The 18,228-nt window shown below is 66.4% G+C and carries 19 protein-coding genes and 1 pseudogene; 13 read left to right on the forward strand and 7 right to left on the reverse strand.

The features are described 5' to 3' along the window. Positions 1–241 precede the first annotated feature (241 nt). Positions 242–2,230: an archaea-specific SMC-related protein gene (locus tag EGD98_RS19940; RefSeq protein ID WP_220590111.1), complete on the forward strand. Its 1,989-nt coding sequence runs from the start codon at positions 242–244 to the stop codon at positions 2,228–2,230. Here the strand turns inward: EGD98_RS19940 and rdfA are convergent. From rdfA to EGD98_RS19955, 3 genes are read right to left on the reverse strand one after another with little or no spacing between them, the layout of a single operon-like run. After that, the gene (gene rdfA, locus EGD98_RS19945) at positions 2,206–2,820 is read right to left on the reverse strand and encodes a rod-determining factor RdfA (protein ID WP_220590112.1); all 615 of its coding nucleotides are present in this window, start codon (positions 2,818–2,820) and stop codon (positions 2,206–2,208) included. The two genes, EGD98_RS19940 and rdfA, sit on opposite strands and share 25 nt — an antisense overlap. A gap of 46 nt (positions 2,821–2,866) precedes the next feature. Next, a complete protein-coding gene (locus tag EGD98_RS19950; protein WP_220590113.1) occupies positions 2,867–3,307 on the reverse strand; it encodes a PIN domain-containing protein in 441 nt (146 codons plus the stop codon). Then, a complete protein-coding gene (locus tag EGD98_RS19955) occupies positions 3,304–3,597 on the reverse strand; it encodes an AbrB/MazE/SpoVT family DNA-binding domain-containing protein (protein WP_220590114.1) in 294 nt (97 codons plus the stop codon). Before EGD98_RS19955 ends, EGD98_RS19950 begins: the two co-directional genes overlap by 4 nt. A 119-nt stretch (positions 3,598–3,716) precedes the next feature. Between EGD98_RS19955 and EGD98_RS19960 the strand changes: the two genes are divergently transcribed. After that, complete coding sequence (locus EGD98_RS19960; RefSeq protein WP_220590115.1) at positions 3,717–4,898, forward strand: glycoside hydrolase family 27 protein; 1,182 nt, start codon at positions 3,717–3,719, stop codon at positions 4,896–4,898. 5 nt (positions 4,899–4,903) lie between these two features. Here the strand turns inward: EGD98_RS19960 and EGD98_RS19965 are convergent, their stop codons facing one another. Continuing rightward, positions 4,904–5,716 (reverse strand): DUF7839 domain-containing protein, encoded by an 813-nt coding sequence (locus EGD98_RS19965; protein ID WP_220590116.1) that lies wholly within the window; start codon positions 5,714–5,716, stop codon positions 4,904–4,906. Positions 5,717–5,863: 147 nt separating this feature from the next. On the opposite strand from EGD98_RS19965, the gene cbiT reads away from it, so the two are divergent. From cbiT to cbiG, 4 genes are all read left to right on the forward strand, one after another. Beyond that, positions 5,864–6,481, forward strand: a complete 618-nt coding sequence (gene cbiT / locus EGD98_RS19970; protein ID WP_220590117.1) for a precorrin-6Y C5,15-methyltransferase (decarboxylating) subunit CbiT — start codon at positions 5,864–5,866, stop codon at positions 6,479–6,481. Beyond that, entirely contained in the window at positions 6,478–7,263 is a 786-nt protein-coding gene (locus EGD98_RS19975; RefSeq protein ID WP_220590118.1) for a cobalt-factor II C(20)-methyltransferase, read from the forward strand. The genes cbiT and EGD98_RS19975 overlap by 4 nt, the downstream gene beginning before the upstream one ends. Further along, the gene (locus EGD98_RS19980) at positions 7,260–8,141 is read left to right on the forward strand and encodes a cobalt-precorrin-4/precorrin-4 C(11)-methyltransferase (RefSeq protein ID WP_220590119.1); all 882 of its coding nucleotides are present in this window, start codon (positions 7,260–7,262) and stop codon (positions 8,139–8,141) included. The genes EGD98_RS19975 and EGD98_RS19980 overlap by 4 nt, the downstream gene beginning before the upstream one ends. A 324-nt stretch (positions 8,142–8,465) precedes the next feature. Next, the gene (gene cbiG / locus EGD98_RS19985; protein WP_220590120.1) at positions 8,466–9,437 is read left to right on the forward strand and encodes a cobalt-precorrin 5A hydrolase; all 972 of its coding nucleotides are present in this window, start codon (positions 8,466–8,468) and stop codon (positions 9,435–9,437) included. A gap of 64 nt (positions 9,438–9,501) precedes the next feature. Here the strand turns inward: cbiG and EGD98_RS19990 are convergent, their stop codons facing one another. Further along, positions 9,502–10,932, reverse strand: a complete 1,431-nt coding sequence (locus EGD98_RS19990) for an RDD family protein (RefSeq protein WP_220590121.1) — start codon at positions 10,930–10,932, stop codon at positions 9,502–9,504. A 175-nt stretch (positions 10,933–11,107) separates the two neighbouring features. On the opposite strand from EGD98_RS19990, the pseudogene EGD98_RS21410 reads away from it, so the two are divergent. Both EGD98_RS21410 and EGD98_RS20000 read left to right on the forward strand, forming a co-directional pair. After that, a pseudogene (locus tag EGD98_RS21410) lies at positions 11,108–11,299 on the forward strand (ArsR family transcriptional regulator); the annotation flags it as partial. 274 nt (positions 11,300–11,573) lie between these two features. Then, entirely contained in the window at positions 11,574–12,077 is a 504-nt protein-coding gene (locus tag EGD98_RS20000) for a hypothetical protein (RefSeq protein ID WP_220590123.1), read from the forward strand. 39 nt (positions 12,078–12,116) lie between these two features. Here the strand turns inward: EGD98_RS20000 and EGD98_RS20005 are convergent, their stop codons facing one another. Together EGD98_RS20005 and EGD98_RS20010 are read right to left on the reverse strand one after the other, a co-directional pair. Next, positions 12,117–13,469 (reverse strand): wax synthase family protein, encoded by a 1,353-nt coding sequence (locus tag EGD98_RS20005; protein ID WP_220590124.1) that lies wholly within the window; start codon positions 13,467–13,469, stop codon positions 12,117–12,119. A gap of 251 nt (positions 13,470–13,720) precedes the next feature. Further along, a complete protein-coding gene (locus EGD98_RS20010; protein WP_220590125.1) occupies positions 13,721–13,912 on the reverse strand; it encodes a hypothetical protein in 192 nt (63 codons plus the stop codon). 237 nt (positions 13,913–14,149) lie between these two features. Here EGD98_RS20010 and EGD98_RS20015 point away from each other — a divergent pair, with 237 nt between their 5' ends. From EGD98_RS20015 to EGD98_RS20035, 5 genes are read left to right on the forward strand one after another with little or no spacing between them, the layout of a single operon-like run. After that, complete coding sequence (locus tag EGD98_RS20015) at positions 14,150–15,082, forward strand: precorrin-3B C(17)-methyltransferase (protein ID WP_425433357.1); 933 nt, start codon at positions 14,150–14,152, stop codon at positions 15,080–15,082. 3 nt (positions 15,083–15,085) lie between these two features. Further along, the gene (gene cobJ, locus EGD98_RS20020) at positions 15,086–16,078 is read left to right on the forward strand and encodes a precorrin-3B C(17)-methyltransferase (RefSeq protein ID WP_220590127.1); all 993 of its coding nucleotides are present in this window, start codon (positions 15,086–15,088) and stop codon (positions 16,076–16,078) included. 2 nt (positions 16,079–16,080) lie between these two features. After that, on the forward strand, positions 16,081–16,344 hold the full coding sequence (locus tag EGD98_RS20025; RefSeq protein ID WP_220590128.1) for a ferredoxin: 264 nt from the start codon (positions 16,081–16,083) through the stop codon (positions 16,342–16,344). Beyond that, entirely contained in the window at positions 16,341–17,012 is a 672-nt protein-coding gene (locus EGD98_RS20030) for a cobalamin biosynthesis protein (RefSeq protein ID WP_220590129.1), read from the forward strand. Before EGD98_RS20025 ends, EGD98_RS20030 begins: the two co-directional genes overlap by 4 nt. Then, positions 17,009–18,226, forward strand: a complete 1,218-nt coding sequence (locus EGD98_RS20035; RefSeq protein WP_220590130.1) for a CbiX/SirB N-terminal domain-containing protein — start codon at positions 17,009–17,011, stop codon at positions 18,224–18,226. The genes EGD98_RS20030 and EGD98_RS20035 overlap by 4 nt, the downstream gene beginning before the upstream one ends. Positions 18,227–18,228 lie beyond the last annotated feature (2 nt).

Here is an 18,228-nt window from a genome sequence, read left to right on the forward strand (position 1 = left end):
GTGCGACACCTGCGGCTACGTCCACTATCTACCATAAACGTTAGCGTTTTTGAACGAATTCGATTGATATTGTGCATTATGGGGATTCGGGTGACTGTATCTGTTTGGAATGAGGGGTGGGTCACAACTGACCTAACAGCCATATGCTTGTTATTCTGTCCTACTGAAACCGACCAATTTCGGCACCCCGGTCACCGCGCGCGCCCCAGAATTTAAGAGCGCGACCGGCAGACGTAGGGGTATGCACCCGGCGACGACCGCCGATGCGGACGCGACCGTTACGGTCGAGAACATCGGTGGCATCGACTCGGCGGCGGTGGAGCTGTCGCCGGGCGTCACCGTCCTCGCCGGCCGGAACGCGACCAACCGGACATCGTTCCTGAAGGCGATGATGGCCGCGCTGGGTAGCGACTGGACCGCGGTGAAAGGGGACGCAAAGCAGGGCGAGGTCTCGCTCACGCTGGGCGAGCAAACGTACGAACGCCAGCTCACGCGGGCCGAGGACGGCATCGTCAGCTCCGGCGACGGACTGCTCGCGGACCCGACGCTCGCTAACCTCTTTGCGTTCCTGCTGGAGGACAACGAGGCGCGCCAGGCGGTCGTCCGGGGGGAGGACCCCAGGGACATCATCATGCGGCCGGTTGACACCTCGGAGCTGCGACGGGAGATTCACGAGGCCGAACGGCGCAAGGCCGATATCGACGACGAACTTGACGACATCGCCGACCTCAAACAGCGGCTCCCAGACCTGGAACAGCGCCGCGCACAGAAGGAAGCTGAGATAGCCGACGTCCGCGAGGAGCTGGCCGCGGTCGAGGACCGCCTCGACGAGCGGGACCTCACGGTCGACCTGACCCAGACCAACACGGAGGTACTGGAGACCAAACTCGACGAACTGCGTGCGACCCGGGAGGAGCTGCGGCGTGTCCGGGGCGACATCACGACCGAACAGGAGAGCCTCTCGGCGCTGCGGGACGAACGCGGCCGGCTCGCCGCCGAACTGGCCGGCCTCCCCGACGCGCCGGCCGACCGGCTGGCGGAGCTGGAGGCCCGGCTCTCGGCCCGCCGCGAGCGCAAGCGCGAGCTATCGACCTACACCTCCCGTCTCCAGACCATCATCGGGTTCAACGAGGAGTTCGTCGACGGCGAGCACGACCGCATCGCGGAGGCCCTCGGCCGGAAACCCGAGAGTGTCGGGGACATCACCGACCAGCTCTATCGGGGCTCGAAGACGACCTGCTGGACCTGTGGCTCGACTGTCAAGCCAGTGCGTTTCGAGCGCACTCTCGATAGTCTTCGCGAGCACCGAACGGAGACATTCGCGGAGATAGACGACCTGGAAGCTGAAATCGACGACCTGTCCGAAGAAGTCACCCGGATAACGGAGACGGTAGACCGTCGCGACGAGCTCACCGACACTATCGAGGAGGTGGACACGGAGATTACGCGGCGCCAGGGGACGCTGTCGGACCTGCGAGAGCGTCGTGATAACCTCTCGGCCAGGGTCGGCGACCTCGAGAGCGAGGTGACGGAGCTGCGCTCGGCCGAGGTCGACGAGGTACTGGACCTCCACAGCGAGGCCAACGAACTGGAGTTCGAACTCGAATCCCTGGAGTCGACGCTCGAAGAGATCGAATCGGAGATAGCGACGGCCGAGGCGGAGATTCGGCGGGACGAGGCACTCGTCGAGCGCCGTGAGTCCGTGGTCGAGGAGCTCATCGACCTGCGGACCCGCATCGACACGCTGGAGACGGAGGCGACGACGGCGTTCAACGAGCGGATGGCCGACCTGCTGGACATCCTTGATTACGAGAACGTCGAGCGCATCTGGCTCGAACGGCTCGGCGGCCCCGCCGACTCCGTGGCCACCGTCGACGCCGAGTCGGTCATCGAGGGCTCGGAGTTCGAACTCCACGTGGTTCGCAGCTCCGACGGCGGGACCGTCTACGAGGACACGGTTTCTCACCTCTCGGAATCCGAACGAGCCGTCACCGGGCTCGTGTTCGCGCTGGCGGGCTATCTCGTCCACGACGTGGCCGAGCAGGTGCCGTTCATGCTGCTTGACTCGCTCGAGGCCATCGACGCCGAGCGCATCGCCGCGCTGGTCGAGTACTTCGCCAGCGAGGTGCCGTATCTGGTCGTCGCCCTGCTGCCGGAGGATGCCGCGGCCCTGCCCGACAGCTACGAGCGGGTCCGGCAGATTGGTCAGGGCGACTCGCAGTCGCAGTGACCGCGGTCCAGCAGCTCCCCGACGGTGTACTGGCCACCACAGTCCTCACAGAGCACGTCGACGCTGACGAGGATGCGGTACTCGCCCACCGAGAGCCGACCGGCCGTGCGCAGTCGGTCGATTGTGTCCCGGACCACCCGCTCGACCCGGCTCTGGAGCCGGTCGATGACGGACCGTTCGCGCTCGACCCCTGATGACGCCTCGTCGCGTTCGTAGCTGGCGTCGCGGACCTCGGTCAGATAGTGGCGTATCGACTGGTAGCTGACGAAGTTCTCCCGCAGCGCGTCGACGTCGACGCCTGCGGCGTCGAGCCGGTTCTCCGCCTCCACTCGGCGACCGGCGCTCACCGAATCCTCGGTGAGGAGCCGGTAGTAGTTCTGTGCCTCCCCGTCGACGACGTCCATGCCGGCGTCCCGGACCGCCGCCAGCAACAGCGCCCGGTTGAACCGGTCGGCGAGGTCGCGCAGGCTCTGTCGCTCGCCCGCCTCGCCCAGCCAGGCGGCTTCCAGGTCCGCCCCGAGCGGGGCCAGATCGTACGCCTCGATGAGCCGCGCGACTTTCGAGCGCGGCTCGGATCTGTCCGGACTCATTGGCCTATCGACGGGAGCGCTGGCCAAAGGCGTTCTGTCACGGCAGTCATACGGCTTCGGTCCGGAACCGTTCGATATCGACCGCCACCGGCAGCGAATCGAAGTCGTCGTCGGCGCCCACGATGAGCGTCGCGTCGCGTTCCGCCGCGAGGGCGACGGCAGCGGCGTCGGCCAGCGAGATATCCCCGTCGGCTTTTATCTCACCGATTTGTCGCCAGTCGGCCCGGGCGAGTGTCAGTCCGTTCCGCGTGAGCGTCCGGAGATCCCGGTCCGCGGTCCGGAGCGAGGCCGCTGTCGGTTCCTCGTCGGCTGTGCCCTCGAAGCGAGCGACGAGATAGTACACTTCGCTGGCATTGGCTTCGGAGAGATATCCCTCCCTGTCAGTTGCCGCCAGTTCTTCGAGCAGTGCCCCGACCCGTTCGTGGCCAGGCTCGTTGTACAGAAAGGCGATGATAGCTTCCGTATCGAAGACGTAGGCGTCACTCATCTGTCGCTCGGCCGCAGGTCGTCAGCGCGGTCTGCCTCGCGTCGCTTCTCGGCCTCCTTCTCGGCGCGAACCTTGGCCAGAACCTCGCCCGGTTCGCCCTCGCTCGCGTGAATGCCGTGTAGCTCGGTGAGTCCCGGGACCGGCTCGATGACGATTCGGCCCTCCTCCTCGTAAATAAACACCTCTCCGGGGCTCTCGATACCGAACTTCTCCCGCAGCGGCTTCGGAATCGTCGCCTGTCCCTTCTGTGAGACGCGGACTACCTCCGGCTCACTCGTACTACTCGCCATAGCTAGTTGTACCATCGTTGCTACGTATTACTAAAGCTGTCGCCGGACGCGGTAGCGTTCTGACTGTCTGAACCCTCCGCCGTACCAACTGTTTTGTTCACCCGCCGGGACGCCAACCTGTGACCCACGACGACGCCGACGCTATGCTCGCCGCTACCCCACCGATGGGCTGGAACTCCTGGAACGCCCACAGCTGTACAGTCACGGAGAAGGACATCCGTGCGGCGGCGGACGCGCTGGTCGAGACTGGACTGCGCGACGCCGGCTACGAGTACGTCGTCGTCGACGACTGCTGGATGGCCGACGAGACCGACGACGCGGGTCGACTGGTGGCCGACGCAGAGGACTTCCCGAGTGGCATGGCCGCACTCGCCGAGTACGTCCACGAGCGGGGGCTCAAGTTCGGCATCTATTCGTCTGCGGGCAGCCACACCTGCCAGGGGTATCCCGCAACCCTGGGACTGGAGCGACTGCACGCCGAACAGTTCGCCGACTGGGGCGTCGACTACCTGAAGTACGACAACTGCGGGGACCACCGCGGGCGCGACGCCGTGGACCGGTACGGAGCGATGGGCGAGGCGCTAGGGGCGGTCGACCGCGATATCGTCTACAGTATCTGTGAGTGGGGGCAATCGAACCCCTGGGAGTGGGGTCGGAACGTGGGCGGGCACTGCTGGCGGGTGACCGACGACGCCGTCGCGAAGTGGCAGACACACGAGGGTGAGTTCGGCCTCGGTATCGCCGACATAGTCGACCGCGTGGCGGCCCTGGACATCGCGGCGGCTCAAGGTCCCGGGGGGTACAACGACCCCGACATGCTTCAGGTCGGCAACGGGCCCGACTCGGCCCAGTCACAGCACGAACCGACCGATATCGAGCGCCGGCTCTCGGCCGTGGAGAACCGGACCCACTTCGCCTTCTGGTGTCTGCTCGGCGCGCCGCTGTTCGTCGGGACGGACCTCACAGCCGCCTCGCCGGACCTGCTCGACCTGCTCACCAACGAATACCTGCTCGCCATCGACCAGGACCCGCTGGGCATGCAGGGGACCCCCGACCGCCGCGACCCGACCTGCGAGGTCTGGAGCAAGCGCCTCTCCGACGGCGCTGCGGTGGCGCTGTGGAACCGCGGTGAGGAGCGGACGGAGATACGGACCCACGTCGACGAGACGTCGGTCCCGACGGCCGGGAGACGCTACGCCGTCCTCGATTGCTGGACCGGGGAGGGGTGGGAGACACTGGGCGAGCTGTCGGCGACTGTCGAGTCACGCGAGGCGGCCGTGTTCCGGGTGACACCGGCCTGACGGGCTTACTCGGCGGCGTCGAGCACTTCGTAGCCGATGTTCGCACCGGCCAGCGCGTCGGTGTGGGTCGAGAGCTGGTCGGCACTGGCGAGCAGGAGTACGTCCTGGCCCTTCGTGGCGGCCTCCTCGACGGCGGCAACGCTGCCATAGCGGATGTCGACCGCGACGTCGGCGGCCCGTGCGGCGGCCAGGGCCTCGACGCCCGCGACGGCGACGAGGTCGTGGTCCGTCGCCAGGCCGGCGATGCGGTCGGCGTCGGCGGCCCCGCTCCCGTCGTTTTGCACCCTGGGAATCGACACTGCGGTCACGTCGCCGAGGTCGTACTCGACGACGCCCTCGACGTTGGTGATGCCCAGGTCCGTCCCGGCGGCGGCGTCGGTCACCGCAACTGCGGTTGCGTTACCGGTGTCGCCCGCGACGGCGCGCAACACGCCCTCGCGCATCGTCACGGAGACGGTCTCGCCTTCCGCTATGTCACTCGTCGCGAGCACCGTCTCGATGTCGACCTGGCCGATGATATCCTCGGAGACGTGGCCGACGAAGCTCCGGAGGGCGTCGGTCTGTGAGATGAGCCAGTCGACGCCTTCCTTGGTGACCTCGTAGCGCCCGCGGCCGTGCTTTGTGACGTGCCCTTCCTCCGAGAGCCCCTGGAGGTAGTCGCTGACGGCCTGTGAGGTGATGCCGATGGCGTCGGCTATCTCCTGCTGGCTGACCGCCGGCTGGCGCTCCGCGATTTCGACCATGATCTGGTATCGAGTGGCGGTCCGCTTGCTCCGGAGGACGCCGAACTCCTCGCTCCCGTCCGAACGCTGTGCCATTACCGTATCTCCGGCCTACGGGATAAAGTAGCTTTTCGTTACCGAAGGCCTGATTGGTCCCAGTGGGCCAAAATCGGCGATAAGACAATATAGATTGGAGTAGTACAAGCACAATTGTTTTATGCGTCACACGAGATTGTACTTGCCATGGCACACGTCTCGTTGCCCCACGACGCGAAGGCCGGGCCGACGAAGCCGGAGGTTCGGGCCGTCCTCGCGAGCAAACTCGACCTCGGGCCGACCGACCACTTCGTCGAAGTCGGCTCCTGTACCGGCGCGGTCACCATCGACGCGGCCCGGCGCGCCGGTGCGGTCACTGCGCTCGAACGCAAACCGGAGCGACTGGAAGTGACGGAGCAGAACCTCGCCGCGAACGACACCGACGCCGAGGTACGGCTTCGCGAGGCCGAAGCGCCCGAGGGGCTGCCCGACGACGCCGACGCGCTGTTCCTGGGCGGGAGCCGCAACTACGAGGCCGTTCTCGACCACGCCGTCGAGACCGGTATCGACCGCGTAGTGATGAACGTCTCCCGACTGGAGGTCGCCGGCGCGGCCACCGAGGCGTTCCGCGAGCGAGACCTGCTGGCGGAGGTCATCCAGTTCCAGGTAAGCCACGGCTACGAGCTGGCCGGGGCGACGAGCTTCGATTCGGAGAACCCCGTCTACATGCTCGTCGGCAGTGCGAGCGACGACGTGGCGGCCGACGGTGGCAGTGTCGCTGGGGCTACTGACAGTGGCGCCGCGGACGACGGAGGCGACCGATGACCCTCTACGGCGTCGGCCTCGGCCCCGGACAGGCCGACCTCGTGACGGTGCGGGGCAAGCGCGCACTGGAGAACGCCGACGTGGTCTACTCGCCCGGCCGGCTCTCCCGGACGGTGGCGACGAAACACGTCCCACAAGAGCGTATCGGCGACCTCGACTTCCCGATGACCCGCGACGAGGAGAAGCTCCGTTCGGCCTGGAAGACTGCGGCGGCCGAAATCGCCCCGCAGGCCCGCGACGGCGACGCTGCCTTCGTCACGCTGGGTGACCCGAACGTCTACTCAACCTTCGGCCATCTCCGGCGAACACTTGCTGCGTTCCACCCCGAGGTAGACCTCGAAGTGGTGCCCGGCGTCAGCGCGGTCACCGCCTTCGCGACGGCGCTGGGCGTCGAGATTACCGCGGGGTCGAGTCTGGCGCTTCGGGAGGCCGACGGCGGGGTCTCGCCGACCGGCCCCGACCGGATGATATTGTTCAAAGTGACTGATGCCCCGGCGACCCACGAGGGGCTCGTCGAGGCGGGCTACGACGTGACCTACGGCCGCCGACTGTTCATGCAGCAGGGCGAGACGCTCGTGACCGACGACCCCCACGATATCGACGAACGGGACTACTACACGCTCGCCTACGCCGAACGGCCCGACGCTCGGGTCGAGCAGGCTACCGACGCCTTCCTCGAAGGGGTCGACGAAGCGGGCGTGGTCTCTGACGGCGGGGAGGCCAGCATCGCCCGCCAGGAACGCTCTGAGGGAGAACTCGGCGGCGACGAGGTGGCCGAATGACTGACGACAGCGACGCCGAGACCGACCCACAGGACGCCATCGACGCCGTCGCGACCGACCGCGACGACCGCGTCTACGACCACAGCGCGGGTGACGAGCAGAAGGGCATTCCCTTCGTCGGTGCCGGCCCGGGCGACCCGAAGCTGTTGACCGTCGCCGGCCGGGACCTGCTGGCCGACGCCGACCTCGTGGTCCACGCCGGTTCGCTGGTCAACAGCGAACTGCTGGACGAGTACTGTGCGGACGCCGAGACCGTCTCCTCCATCGGGAAGGACCTGGAGGAGCTGATTCCGCTGATGCGGGACGCGTACGAGGCCGGCGACACGGTGGTCCGGCTCCACAGCGGCGACCCGGCGATCTACGGCGCGGCACTGGAGCAGATGGACGCCCTGGAACACGAGGGCGTTCCCACGTACATCGTCCCGGGCGTCACGTCGGCCTTCGCCGCGAGTGCGACGATGCGGACCCAGCTCACGCTGAACGAGGTCGCGAACCACGTCGCCTTCACCCGCCCGCAGGGCAAGACGCTGACCGAGGAGGAAGACCACATCTCGGAGTTCGTCGGTATGGGCGACGTGACGACGTGTATCTATCTGGGGACGCATGCTGTGGCTGAGACGATGGAGCGGCTGCTCGAGGACGGCCACGACCCCGAGACGCCGGTGGCGGCCGTCTATCACGCGTCCTGGCCCGACGAGGACGTCATCGAGGGCACCATTGGGACCATCGGTGAGAAGGTAGAGGAGGCGGGCTATCGGGCCTCGGCGATGGTCATCATCGGCGATGCGGTGGGGGGCGAGGACTACGAACGCTCGTTCCTCTACGGCGAGTGGGCCTCAGGTGGGTCTTCGGACGGTTCGCAGGAGGCCGACGACTAGGATGGTTCGCCGCCTTCGAGTACAGCCAGAAAGCCCCAGGCCGCTCGCGGCCGCTCGACGGCATCCCGCTACGCGGGAGCCCTGCCGCCGAGCGACCGCGACCGACCTGCCCCTTTCAGTCCACCCCGGTGCGATACACCGCAAGCCACAGTCCTCCCCAGCCGATTCGCTCGCTACGCTCGCTCATCCCTCGCACAGTTCCGGCGCGCCACGGGGGCGCGCCAGCGCGCGCCGACCGCACCGTATTACAGCCGAGTACACTGAACACGCGCGACCGTTCGGCCGGCAGTCGCGTGCGGACCGTTCGCCGGCCACCAGTTTCCAATGAGTACTGACAGCGATTCAGATTCGAGCTCGAACAGTTGCAAAGCGCCCGACTCCGACGGGGAAGTCGCGGAAGAGATAGCCATCGTCGCCTTCGAGCGCAAGATGGACACCGCCCAGGACATCGTCGACGGCATCGGCGACCGCTACGAATCCATCGACATCCTCGAATATCACGGCGACATCTTCGAGGAGCACTGGGGCGAGTACGACTGCTTTATCGGGCTGATGGCAAGCGGCATCGCGATGCGGAAGACGGCCCACCTGCTCGACGACAAGTGGGACGACCCCGCAATCTGTGTGGTCGACGAGGAGCTGACCTGGGCAATCCCCATCACCGGCGGCCACCACGGCGCGAACCAGGTGGCCGACGACCTGGCGAGCATGGGCGCGGTGCCGGCGATGACGACTGCCAGCGAGGCCGCGGGCAAGCAGGGTGTCGAGAAGCAGGCCAAGGCCCTGGACGCCCACGTCGTCAACGGGGATTCGACGGTCGCGACGAACCTCGCGGTCCTGGACGACGAACTCGGCCCTATCGAACGGCTCGACGGGCCGAAAGCCGTCCTCGTCGACGACGACGTGAGCGTGCTCAAGCGCAACAGCGACGACGGCGTCGTGCTGGGCTGTGGCAGCGTCGCTGGCGCCGACCTAGAGCAGTTCCACGCGGCGTGGGACGCAGCTCTGGAGGAGGCCGGCCTCGACCGGTCGGACGTGGAATTCGTCGCCACCGGCACGCGGAAAGCCGACGAGGAGGGGATGCTCGAAGCCGCCGAGGAGTGGGGGCTGGGCGTCGTCGCCTTCGAGAAGGAAACTCTCGAAGGGTTCGAGGGCCCGACGCCGTCCCGCTCGAAGGAGCTCATCGGCTGGCCGGGTATCGCCGAGGCGAGCGCTATCGCCGCCGGTCGGGACCACGACCTGCTGGCCGAGAAGACCCGCTACGACGAGGCCGTGACGGTCGCTATCGGTCAGTAAACCAGAGGCACTCGATTCTCACGCCGCCGGCGCTCAGTTCGTTTTGTCGCGCCCGCATACTCGGCTACCAGTACCGGGACGGTCCGGAATCAGCGTCCGGCGTCGCGTCGGCCACCTCGGATGTCGGGCTGTCGTCTCTCGGTGACTGTGGCCGCTCTTCCGTCGCTTCGTCGTCTCCGTCTTGTCCGTCCGACTTCGGAGCGTTCGCCACCCTCGTCACGACCGTCCGTGCGAGCAAATCGCCCATCGTCTGGCCGCGGCTGGTGGAGTTGACGACGAGGGCGCTGCCGAGATACAGCGTGGCCATCCCCAGTGGACGGAGGGCGTTCCGGACGAGCGCGGTCCGCGCGTCGAGTTCCGAACCGTCGGTGCCTGAGACGACGAGTCCGGCGAAGCGCTTGCCGATTGTCTGCCCCCAGACCGTTTCCAGTACCACGTGATAGCCGACGGCAAGGAGGCAGAAGCTACCGACAGCTGTCCACAAGGCGACCGACGTGGTGGCGTCTGTAACCACCACGAGGGGCAGCAACGCCACGAAATTGCAGATGACCCAGACGATGCCCACGGCGACGTAGTCGATGCCGGCTGCGAGGGCCCGGTGAAGCCGTGTTTCAGTATCGTTCCGCATGCCAGTTGTTTCGAGGCCGTTGCTGCCAGCACCAAACTCGATTTCTGGGAGGGCTGCGGGTTCGATATCGGTCACCGTCTCACCGTCGTCGCGCCAGAACGAGACGAGGATTCGGGGGACCGTCAGTCCGCGGTCGGCAGCCTTCCGGGCGAGCCCGCCGAGATGTCCCTTCCCCGTAACGAGGACCGCCTCGTCGTACCCCTCCTCGCCTGCGATACCCGCTACACGGTCGAGCATCACCTCGTTTCGGTGGTCGATGCCGTAGACCATGTAGACGAGTATCGACAGCGCTCCGATAACTGGGAGAAGCAGGGAGAACGGTCCAGTGACGGCGATGGCGACGATGCCCACCAGCCCCAGCGCGAACAGCGTCGGGCCGAGGCGTCGGTAGCCCTGTCCTCTGAGGAAGAACGGGGCCAGTATACCGGCCACCGCGGCGGCGACCGTCACGGCCGCGGCGACCGGTTCGAAGACGAGCACGGGCAGGAGTATCGCCCAGTTCAGCGCAGCGAGTTTCGGCCCTGCGGTCGCGGCCGCCTCGACCGGATTCTCGTCGACCCCGTGAATCGGGAGGTCCCGGTCCGCGGCGACTCGACGGACCGCGACGAGTTCTGAGGGTAACAGATCGCGAGACACCAGGAGCAACACCAGACCCTGGAAAATGGACATAAAGTAGAGCAAGCCGACGAAGATAGCCGGCGTCCGGAGCGCGGCAGACAGCCACACCCAGGGAGATACCCCTCCATCGGGGAACTCGATGAACAGCGCCTCCGCGTCGCCGGCGAACTCGTGCAGTTCTGCCGTCACCTTCGTCGGGTCGTCCATGTGGATGACGCCGAACAGCCCCAGCCGTTGTAACCCCACCATCGGTTGATATTTCTGGCGTCATATCGGAAAAAACCGGCGGGGCCGTGTGAACGCTTCACCTGTTATTGGACGGCACAGCACTCACGGGCCGACCCCGCTGAGCTGTTCCGTGGAGTGGCCCACGCACGCGCTCGGACCCAGAATATTAAGTCTGGGTCAGTCTCACTACGGGTAGATGAAGGGGAACTCGGCCTTTTCGTTCGTGCTGTCGTCGTCAGTTCGGGTCGACATCGTCGGCATCCTCGCCACGGAACCGATGACGACCGACGAGTTGCTCGACCGACTCGACGCGAGCCAGTCGGCTGTCTACACTGCGGTCTCGGACCTGGAGCAGCGACAGGTCCTGTTCGAGGGCGAGGCGGGGTGGGAGCTGACCGGTCGCGGGCGGCTGATACTGGACATCGTCGAGCAGTGGGAATCGGTCGAGTCGTTCGTCGACGCGGACGCCGGAACAGCCCGAACCCAAGGAGCCGGCGTCGCCGACGGCAGTTACCAGGTCGTTCTACACCACTCTGTACGGCGAGGACGACATCGAGGGGACGAACGCCCTCTACCACCCGGAGAGTCCGGCCCCCGAGATTACGTCCTCGAACTTCGAGGACTTCGGTGGTCTCGAGACCATCCATACCAGTATTCAATCGGTGACACTCGCCTCGAAGAGCGATGGACGGGCGACCGTCCACGCGACCGTCGAGTACACGTTCCCGAACAGGACACCGACGAATACGGACTACATGTACCTCCGTCAGTCGGGCGAAGAGTGGCGCATCAACCGCTGGTTCCCCGAGGCCCTCCGTCGACGGTTCGCCAGCAAGACGGTACGGGAGTTCTTCGACACGCTCTACAACGATAACGACATCGGGGCCGCCAATGCGATGTACTACTCCGACGACGGCGGCCCGCTCGAAGCCTCCAGCTTCGACTCGTACGGTGGCCTCGAGAACATCACGACGATGGTCAAATCGACGGAGGTGGTCTCCGAAGGCGACGGGCAGGCTGAGGTCCACGCAGACGTCGAGTACGATACGCCCAACGGGACGAACACGAGGACCGACTACGTCTACCTCAAACTGCATCAGGGGAGCTGGACAATCGATAGCTGGCTGCCCGAAGCCATACGGGAGTCCGAGACAGAGACGGGGTAGCCGCCCGCCTCGTTCGGGCGGTCCCCCCCAGGCGGGGCGCTACGCCCCGAGCATGTGGACCACGAGCGGCGCGGCGTAGACAGCGATGAGCAGGAGGAACAGCGACGTGAGCATCGTGTGGCCGACGACGTAGTAGACGCCGTCGGGCCAGTCCTCGTGGTCGTAGTAGAAGAAGTCGACCAGGACACGAACCGTCCAGAACAGCACGATGAGTCCGGCGAGCCCGAGTGCCACCGGGGTCCCCGCCGCGAGCTGCTCGTGAAACAGCGCTGTCATGACGCCGAAGGAGACTATCATCATCACGATGTAGCCGCCGTAGGTCCACATCACCTTCCTGTTCAGCGGCTTCAGCTGTGCGAGGTCGGTCTCCCAGTCGAGCTCTTCAGGGACCTGGAAGCTCGCGCCGAGTATCATGAAGTGTCCCACGGCGCCGACCCACAGCCCGGCGCTGACGTACGCCTCCAGCGGGTAAGCCAGGAGGAGCGCCCGTCCGGTCTCTAGCAGCGGCGCGATGAACGTCATCCGGAAGGGGCCGTGGAACAACAGCGGGACCGGGCCGACGACGGCGATGGCAGTCCAGGCCCGACGGAGCATGGAGTTGCTGTCCGCCGGCGCCGGGAAGAACTCCTGCTCGACGGTGTAGAGCACGGCCTGGACCACGAAGTAGAGGAACGGTAACCCCCACCCGGCGCCCGCGGGGAAGCTGATGGCGAGTTCGTGGATGAGCCCGGAGACGAGGAAGGCCAGCCCGGCGGCGACCTTGATGCCGACGCGGCTCGCAAGCGGTCCGGTGAGGAACAGTCTGTTCATCCCGATGAACGGTTTGTTCCAGCGGTCGCTCCAGAAGTCCGCGACGCCCTGGCTCTGCATCGGCGAGTTAAACAGCGGCTCGACGGGGTAGCCGAGCCATCGCAGTCCGAAGGGAAGGATACGGCCCAGTCCCTGGTGGACGGCCGCCAGGAAGCCGGCGACGAGCAGCCACGTGCTCCCGGCGAGCCCGATATAGGGCACCGCGAGCAGCGACGCCAGCCCGAGGAGGCCACCGGCGAGCAGGTACGCGTAGCCCACGACGAACATCGCGCTGTCGGGCTCGCTGTACTCCTCGGGCTGGAGGAACTTATCGGGCCGGACGCCCGGCCAGACGGTCCAGTACAGCAGCGTCTCCCGGCGGGACAGCGAGAGCGCCCTGGAGCCGCCGAGGAGCACCCAGCTCCCCACTTTGATGGTCACCAGGAGGACGACCGTCCCGCCGAACAGCCGGGCCCACGACGAGAGCACGGGGGCCGCGGCCAGTAACACCGCGACACACGCTAGCGGGAGTCCGTAGCCGATGGCCGTCCGAGCGGTGGTGTTTCCGGCGTCGATACCCGTCCGAGTGTTGGAATTGGTCATACCGTATTCAGCGGTGACGCGTGCAGTCGCTACGCTGTGCCCGGCCGGAGGTGGAGTAGCCTGACCTAATTAAATATAATTACTGGGAGGATATATTAATTTTGGACAGTATTTACAATTATAAATATCGCTCGGGAACGATTTCCCGGTGATGCAGGCGGCCGACTGCGGCAGGACCTCACCGGGCGGAGCCAATCGGATTTCGACCGCGTCGATTGCCCTGCTCCCGCGGACTGCGCTCGAGGCTGTCGCTACTGGTCGCTGGTATCCTCGGCCGCGCCCTCGATGTAGACGATTCGCTCTCTGGGTATCCGTCGTTCGACCTCGTCGCCCTCGCCCAGGCGGAGCGACCACAGTTCCGTCGCCTCGTCGTACTCGTACTCCGCCGGATGATATGTCGTGATGCCACCGGTCCGCTGTGGGTCCTCGACGACGAATTCCATATCTACACGAGCAGATGCGGGACAAAATCAGTTCCCCCAGCTACCGGCGGTGCCAACGGCTGGGTCGATCGAGTGGCTCCTGCTGGACCACGTCCGGACCGACGGCTCGCGACAGCGGGCCGAAGCAAAGCAGGCTTGCAGTAGAACAAGCAAAATTGTTTTATGCGAAAGCGCCGTTGTACTCGTCATGCCACCGAGCACTGTTTCCGCACCGTTCGCCGACCCCGACGGTGCGCGATGAGCAGCGAGAATCGCGGGAGGGCGGGGATGAAATCCGACGTCACGACGGCCCCGCCCGACGACTACGGCACGCTCTACGTCGTCGGCATCGGGCCCGGGTTGCCACACGACATGACCCAGCGGGCCAGCGACGTCATCCGGTCGGCCGACACCGTCATCGCGTCGAACCTCTACCAAGAGTTCCTCCGGAAGGACGGGACCTTGCCGCCGAAATCGGCCGCCCTCGAGGATGTCTCGGACGACAGCGACGTGGCCGACGAAGCGGGAACCGTCCTGGAGCGACCCGACGGCTCCCGGCAGACCCTGATTCGCTCGTCGATGGGCAAGCAGGTCGAACTGGCGCGGGCCGCGTTCGAGCGGGTCCGGGACGGCGAGGACGTGGCGCACGTCTCCGGAGGCGACCCGAACGTCTACGGGAAATCCGACCTCATGTTCACGATGGCCGAGGCCGACGACGCCGACGACGTCCCCATCGAGATCGTCCCCGGCGTGACGGCCGCCCTCTCGGGAGCCGCGAATCTCGGCGCGCCGCTGTCGAACGACTTCTGTACGATTTCGCTGTCGGACAAGTGGCGCGGCTGGGACGAGATCGAAGAGAAGCTCCGTGCAGCGGCCATCTCGGGGTTCGTCGTCGTCCTGTACAACTGCTGGCGGGATTACGAGCGGGCCGTCGAGGTCCTCCGCGAGGAACGGGCCGACGACGTGCCCGCCGCCATCGTCAACGATGCTGGCCGGGGTGCAGCCGGCCGGAATCTCGACGACGAGACGGAGACAATCACGACGCTGGGCGAGCTGCCCGCACACAGCGAGGAGGTCGGCGGGATGGGGTCGTCCATCGTCGTCGGCACACACGAGACCGAGGTCTGGGGCAACGACTATCGCGACTATCTGGTCACCCCGCGAGGCGGGCGTGACGTGGAGGATTTCTGAATCATGAGTACCGACAACACCACAGAGGCGAGTACGGACACCGAATCGAAGTGCGGAGCATCGACCGAGGACGCCGAGGCAGAAAGGAGTACAGAGACGTCTTCGAAGTGTGGCGCTTCATCGTCGTCCGCATCATCATCCAGTAGTAGCTCCTGTGGCGCGTCCAGCGACGACAGCGACGAGGAAGAGGAGGTCGGTGCCACCGTCGACGACTTCGACGCGGACCCGGGACAACTCATTGCAGTGGGGCTCGGTCCCGGCCAGCCCGATGGGATGACCGCCAAGGCCCGGTCGGCGCTCCTCGACGCGGAACACATCGTCGGCTATACAACCTACGTTGAACTGCTCCCCGACGAGGTCGTCGAGGGGGCCGACGACATCTACAACACGCCGATGTGTGGCGAGGTGTCCCGCACAGAGGAGGCTATCGACCGGGCCCTTGCCGGCAACGACGTCGCCATCATCGGCAGCGGCGACCCGAACGTCTATGCCCTGGCCGGGCTCGCACTCGAAATCATCGAGTCGAAGGGTGCGACGGCGTCGATGCTGGAGTTCGACGTGGTGCCGGGCGTCCCGGCGGCCCAGTCCTGTGCCGCACGTGTCGGCGCGCCGCTGGTCAACGACACCGTCTCCATCTCGCTGTCGGACCACCTCACCGATATGCCGACCATCGAGTCGCGGCTCCACGCCGCCGCCAAGGAGGGCTTTACCATCTCCATCTACAATCCGTGGAGCCGCAAGCGCCGCGAGAACTACGCGAAGTGCTGTGAGATACTCCTGGAGCACCGCGACCCCGAGACGCCCGTCGGTGTCGTCCACGCCGCCGGCCGCGAGGACGAACAGGTCGAAATCGTCGAGTTGCAGGAGCTCCCGGAGCTGGGCGAGACGGACCTCGTGGACATGACGACCACACTACTCGTGGGCAACGAGGACACCTACGTCTGGGACGACCGCATGGTCACGCCCCGCGGGTACGAGACGAAATACGATTACTGACAATGTATACGATAACAATCGACCGAGAGGCCTGCGACGGTATCTTCGCCTGTCTGGTCCGAGACGACCGGTTCGCGGAGAGCGCGGACGGACTCGCAGCTATCGAGGTGGACGACGAGCACGCCATCGCGGCTACGTTCGACGACGACCGGCGCGAGTCGGCCGAGCAGGCCGCCGCGGCCTGTCCGCTGGACGCCATCACCGTCGAGGACGCCGAGACCGACGCGCCGCCCCAGACGCTCGAACCGACGGAGGCCGGACGATGAGCATCGAGACCGGCCCGCCCGGCGACATGCTGGCGGCCCACCCCGAGACGGCCTACTTCTGGGGCCGTGTCGCCGGCGACGGCGAGTGTGGCGAGAACTGTGTCACGGTCCGGACCACTGACGAGACGGCCGCCCGCCGGCTCGGGAGTATCGCCGGCGCCGAACGGACAGACCAGCGCATCGTCGAGCGCCCGTACGCCCACGATACGTCGATTACCCGCCAGGAAGAGCAGTATACGGTTCAGGTCGTCGGACCGCTGGCAGAGCGGGCCAGCGGGGCGCTGGGGCTGCCCTTCGAGGGCGAGTCCGGCGGCTACCGGCTGGACCCGCTTTCCGACTACGACCGGCAGCTCCTCCGCGGGCTCGTCGAGGGCTGTGGGACCGTCTGTTTCAAATCGGGTGACGCCGGGGCGAACGACGCCGTCGGGCTCTCCTTTGTCCACGAGAGCCGGGGTCTCCTCCGGACGATCCAGTCGCTGCTGGACGACGTTCCGGTCGCGGCTCCCTACGACGACTGCAGCGACGCCTCCTCGGGCTACTGGTTCGGGGTCGACGACGACGCCGTCCCCGCCGTCGGCGAGTGGCTCTACGAGGGTAGCGAAGCGAGCGGGCTGTTCGCGCCGACCCGTCGGCGCAAGCTCCGTCAGAGCATCGAGCGAGTCCGATGAGCGAAGCAGTAAGTAAAGGGCTGGACGACGAGGCCATACTGCTTGCCGGCCACGGCTCCCGGCGGGAGAAATCCAACGAGCAGGTCCGCGAGCTGGCCGCCGATCTGGAGGGGCGACTGGGGATTCCCGTCGACGCTGCGTTCCTCGAACTCGCCGAGCCGGCCATCGACGACGCTATCGCCGGGCTCGCAGCGACCGTCTCGCAGGTGACGGTCGTCCACCTCTCCCTGTTCGCGGCCAGCCACGTCAAAAACGACGTCCCTCTGGCGGTGACACAGGCCCGCGAGCGCCACCCGGAGCTGACCATCAACAACGGGGCGCATCTGGGCGTCCACCCCGCCTTGCTCTCGCTGCTGGACGACCGGGCGGCGGCCGTCGAGGCCGAACTCGGCGTCGACCGCGAGGACGACGATGTCGCCGTGGTCCTCTGTGCGCGGGGCTCCTCGGACCCCGACGCGAACGCCGACGTCCATAAGCTAGCCCGGCTGCTGTACGAAGGACGGGCCTTCGATCGCTGTGCGGCCTCCTTCATCGGCGTCACCGAACCGCTGTTAGAGGAGACGCTCCACGACGTGGCCAAGACCCGCCCCGACGCTGTCGTCGTCCTGCCGTACATGCTGGGCGACGGCGTCCTGACGGGTCGCATCAAGGAGGGTGCCCGGGAGTTCGACGAGGAGTACCCATACGTCGACGCCGGCTTCGGCGAACCGCTGGGGACAGACCACAGGCTGCTTGACGTGCTGGGCGACCGCTGGCAGGAAGCCAGGACGGGCAGCGTCGAGATGTCCTGTGACACCTGCAAGTACAAGGTCGAACTCGACGGCTACGAGGACGACACCGGCGGTGCCCGGGCGATGTTGCGGGCGCTGACCCACCAGGCCGAACACGACGACCGAGAGGACGTCGACGACGACCCGCACGTCCACGACGCGCCCGAGAAACACGTCGCCGTCTGCACGAACCAGACCTGTGCCGCCGACGGCGCGCCGGCAGTTCTAGAGCGGCTGCGCCAGGCCGCCCGCGACAGCGACCACTGCGACGCCCGTATCACTCGGTCGTCCTGTCTGGGTCGCTGTGGCGAGGGGCCGATGGTCGCGGTCTACCCAGACGGGGTCTGGTACGGCGACGTCGGCGAGGACGACGCCGAACGCCTCGTCGCCGACCATCTGGACCGGGACCGCATCGCGAGCGAACTGGTCGACCAGACGCTGTAAGT

The organism is Haloarcula salinisoli, assembly GCF_019599405.1.
GTDB lineage: Archaea > Halobacteriota > Halobacteria > Halobacteriales > Haloarculaceae > Haloarcula > Haloarcula salinisoli.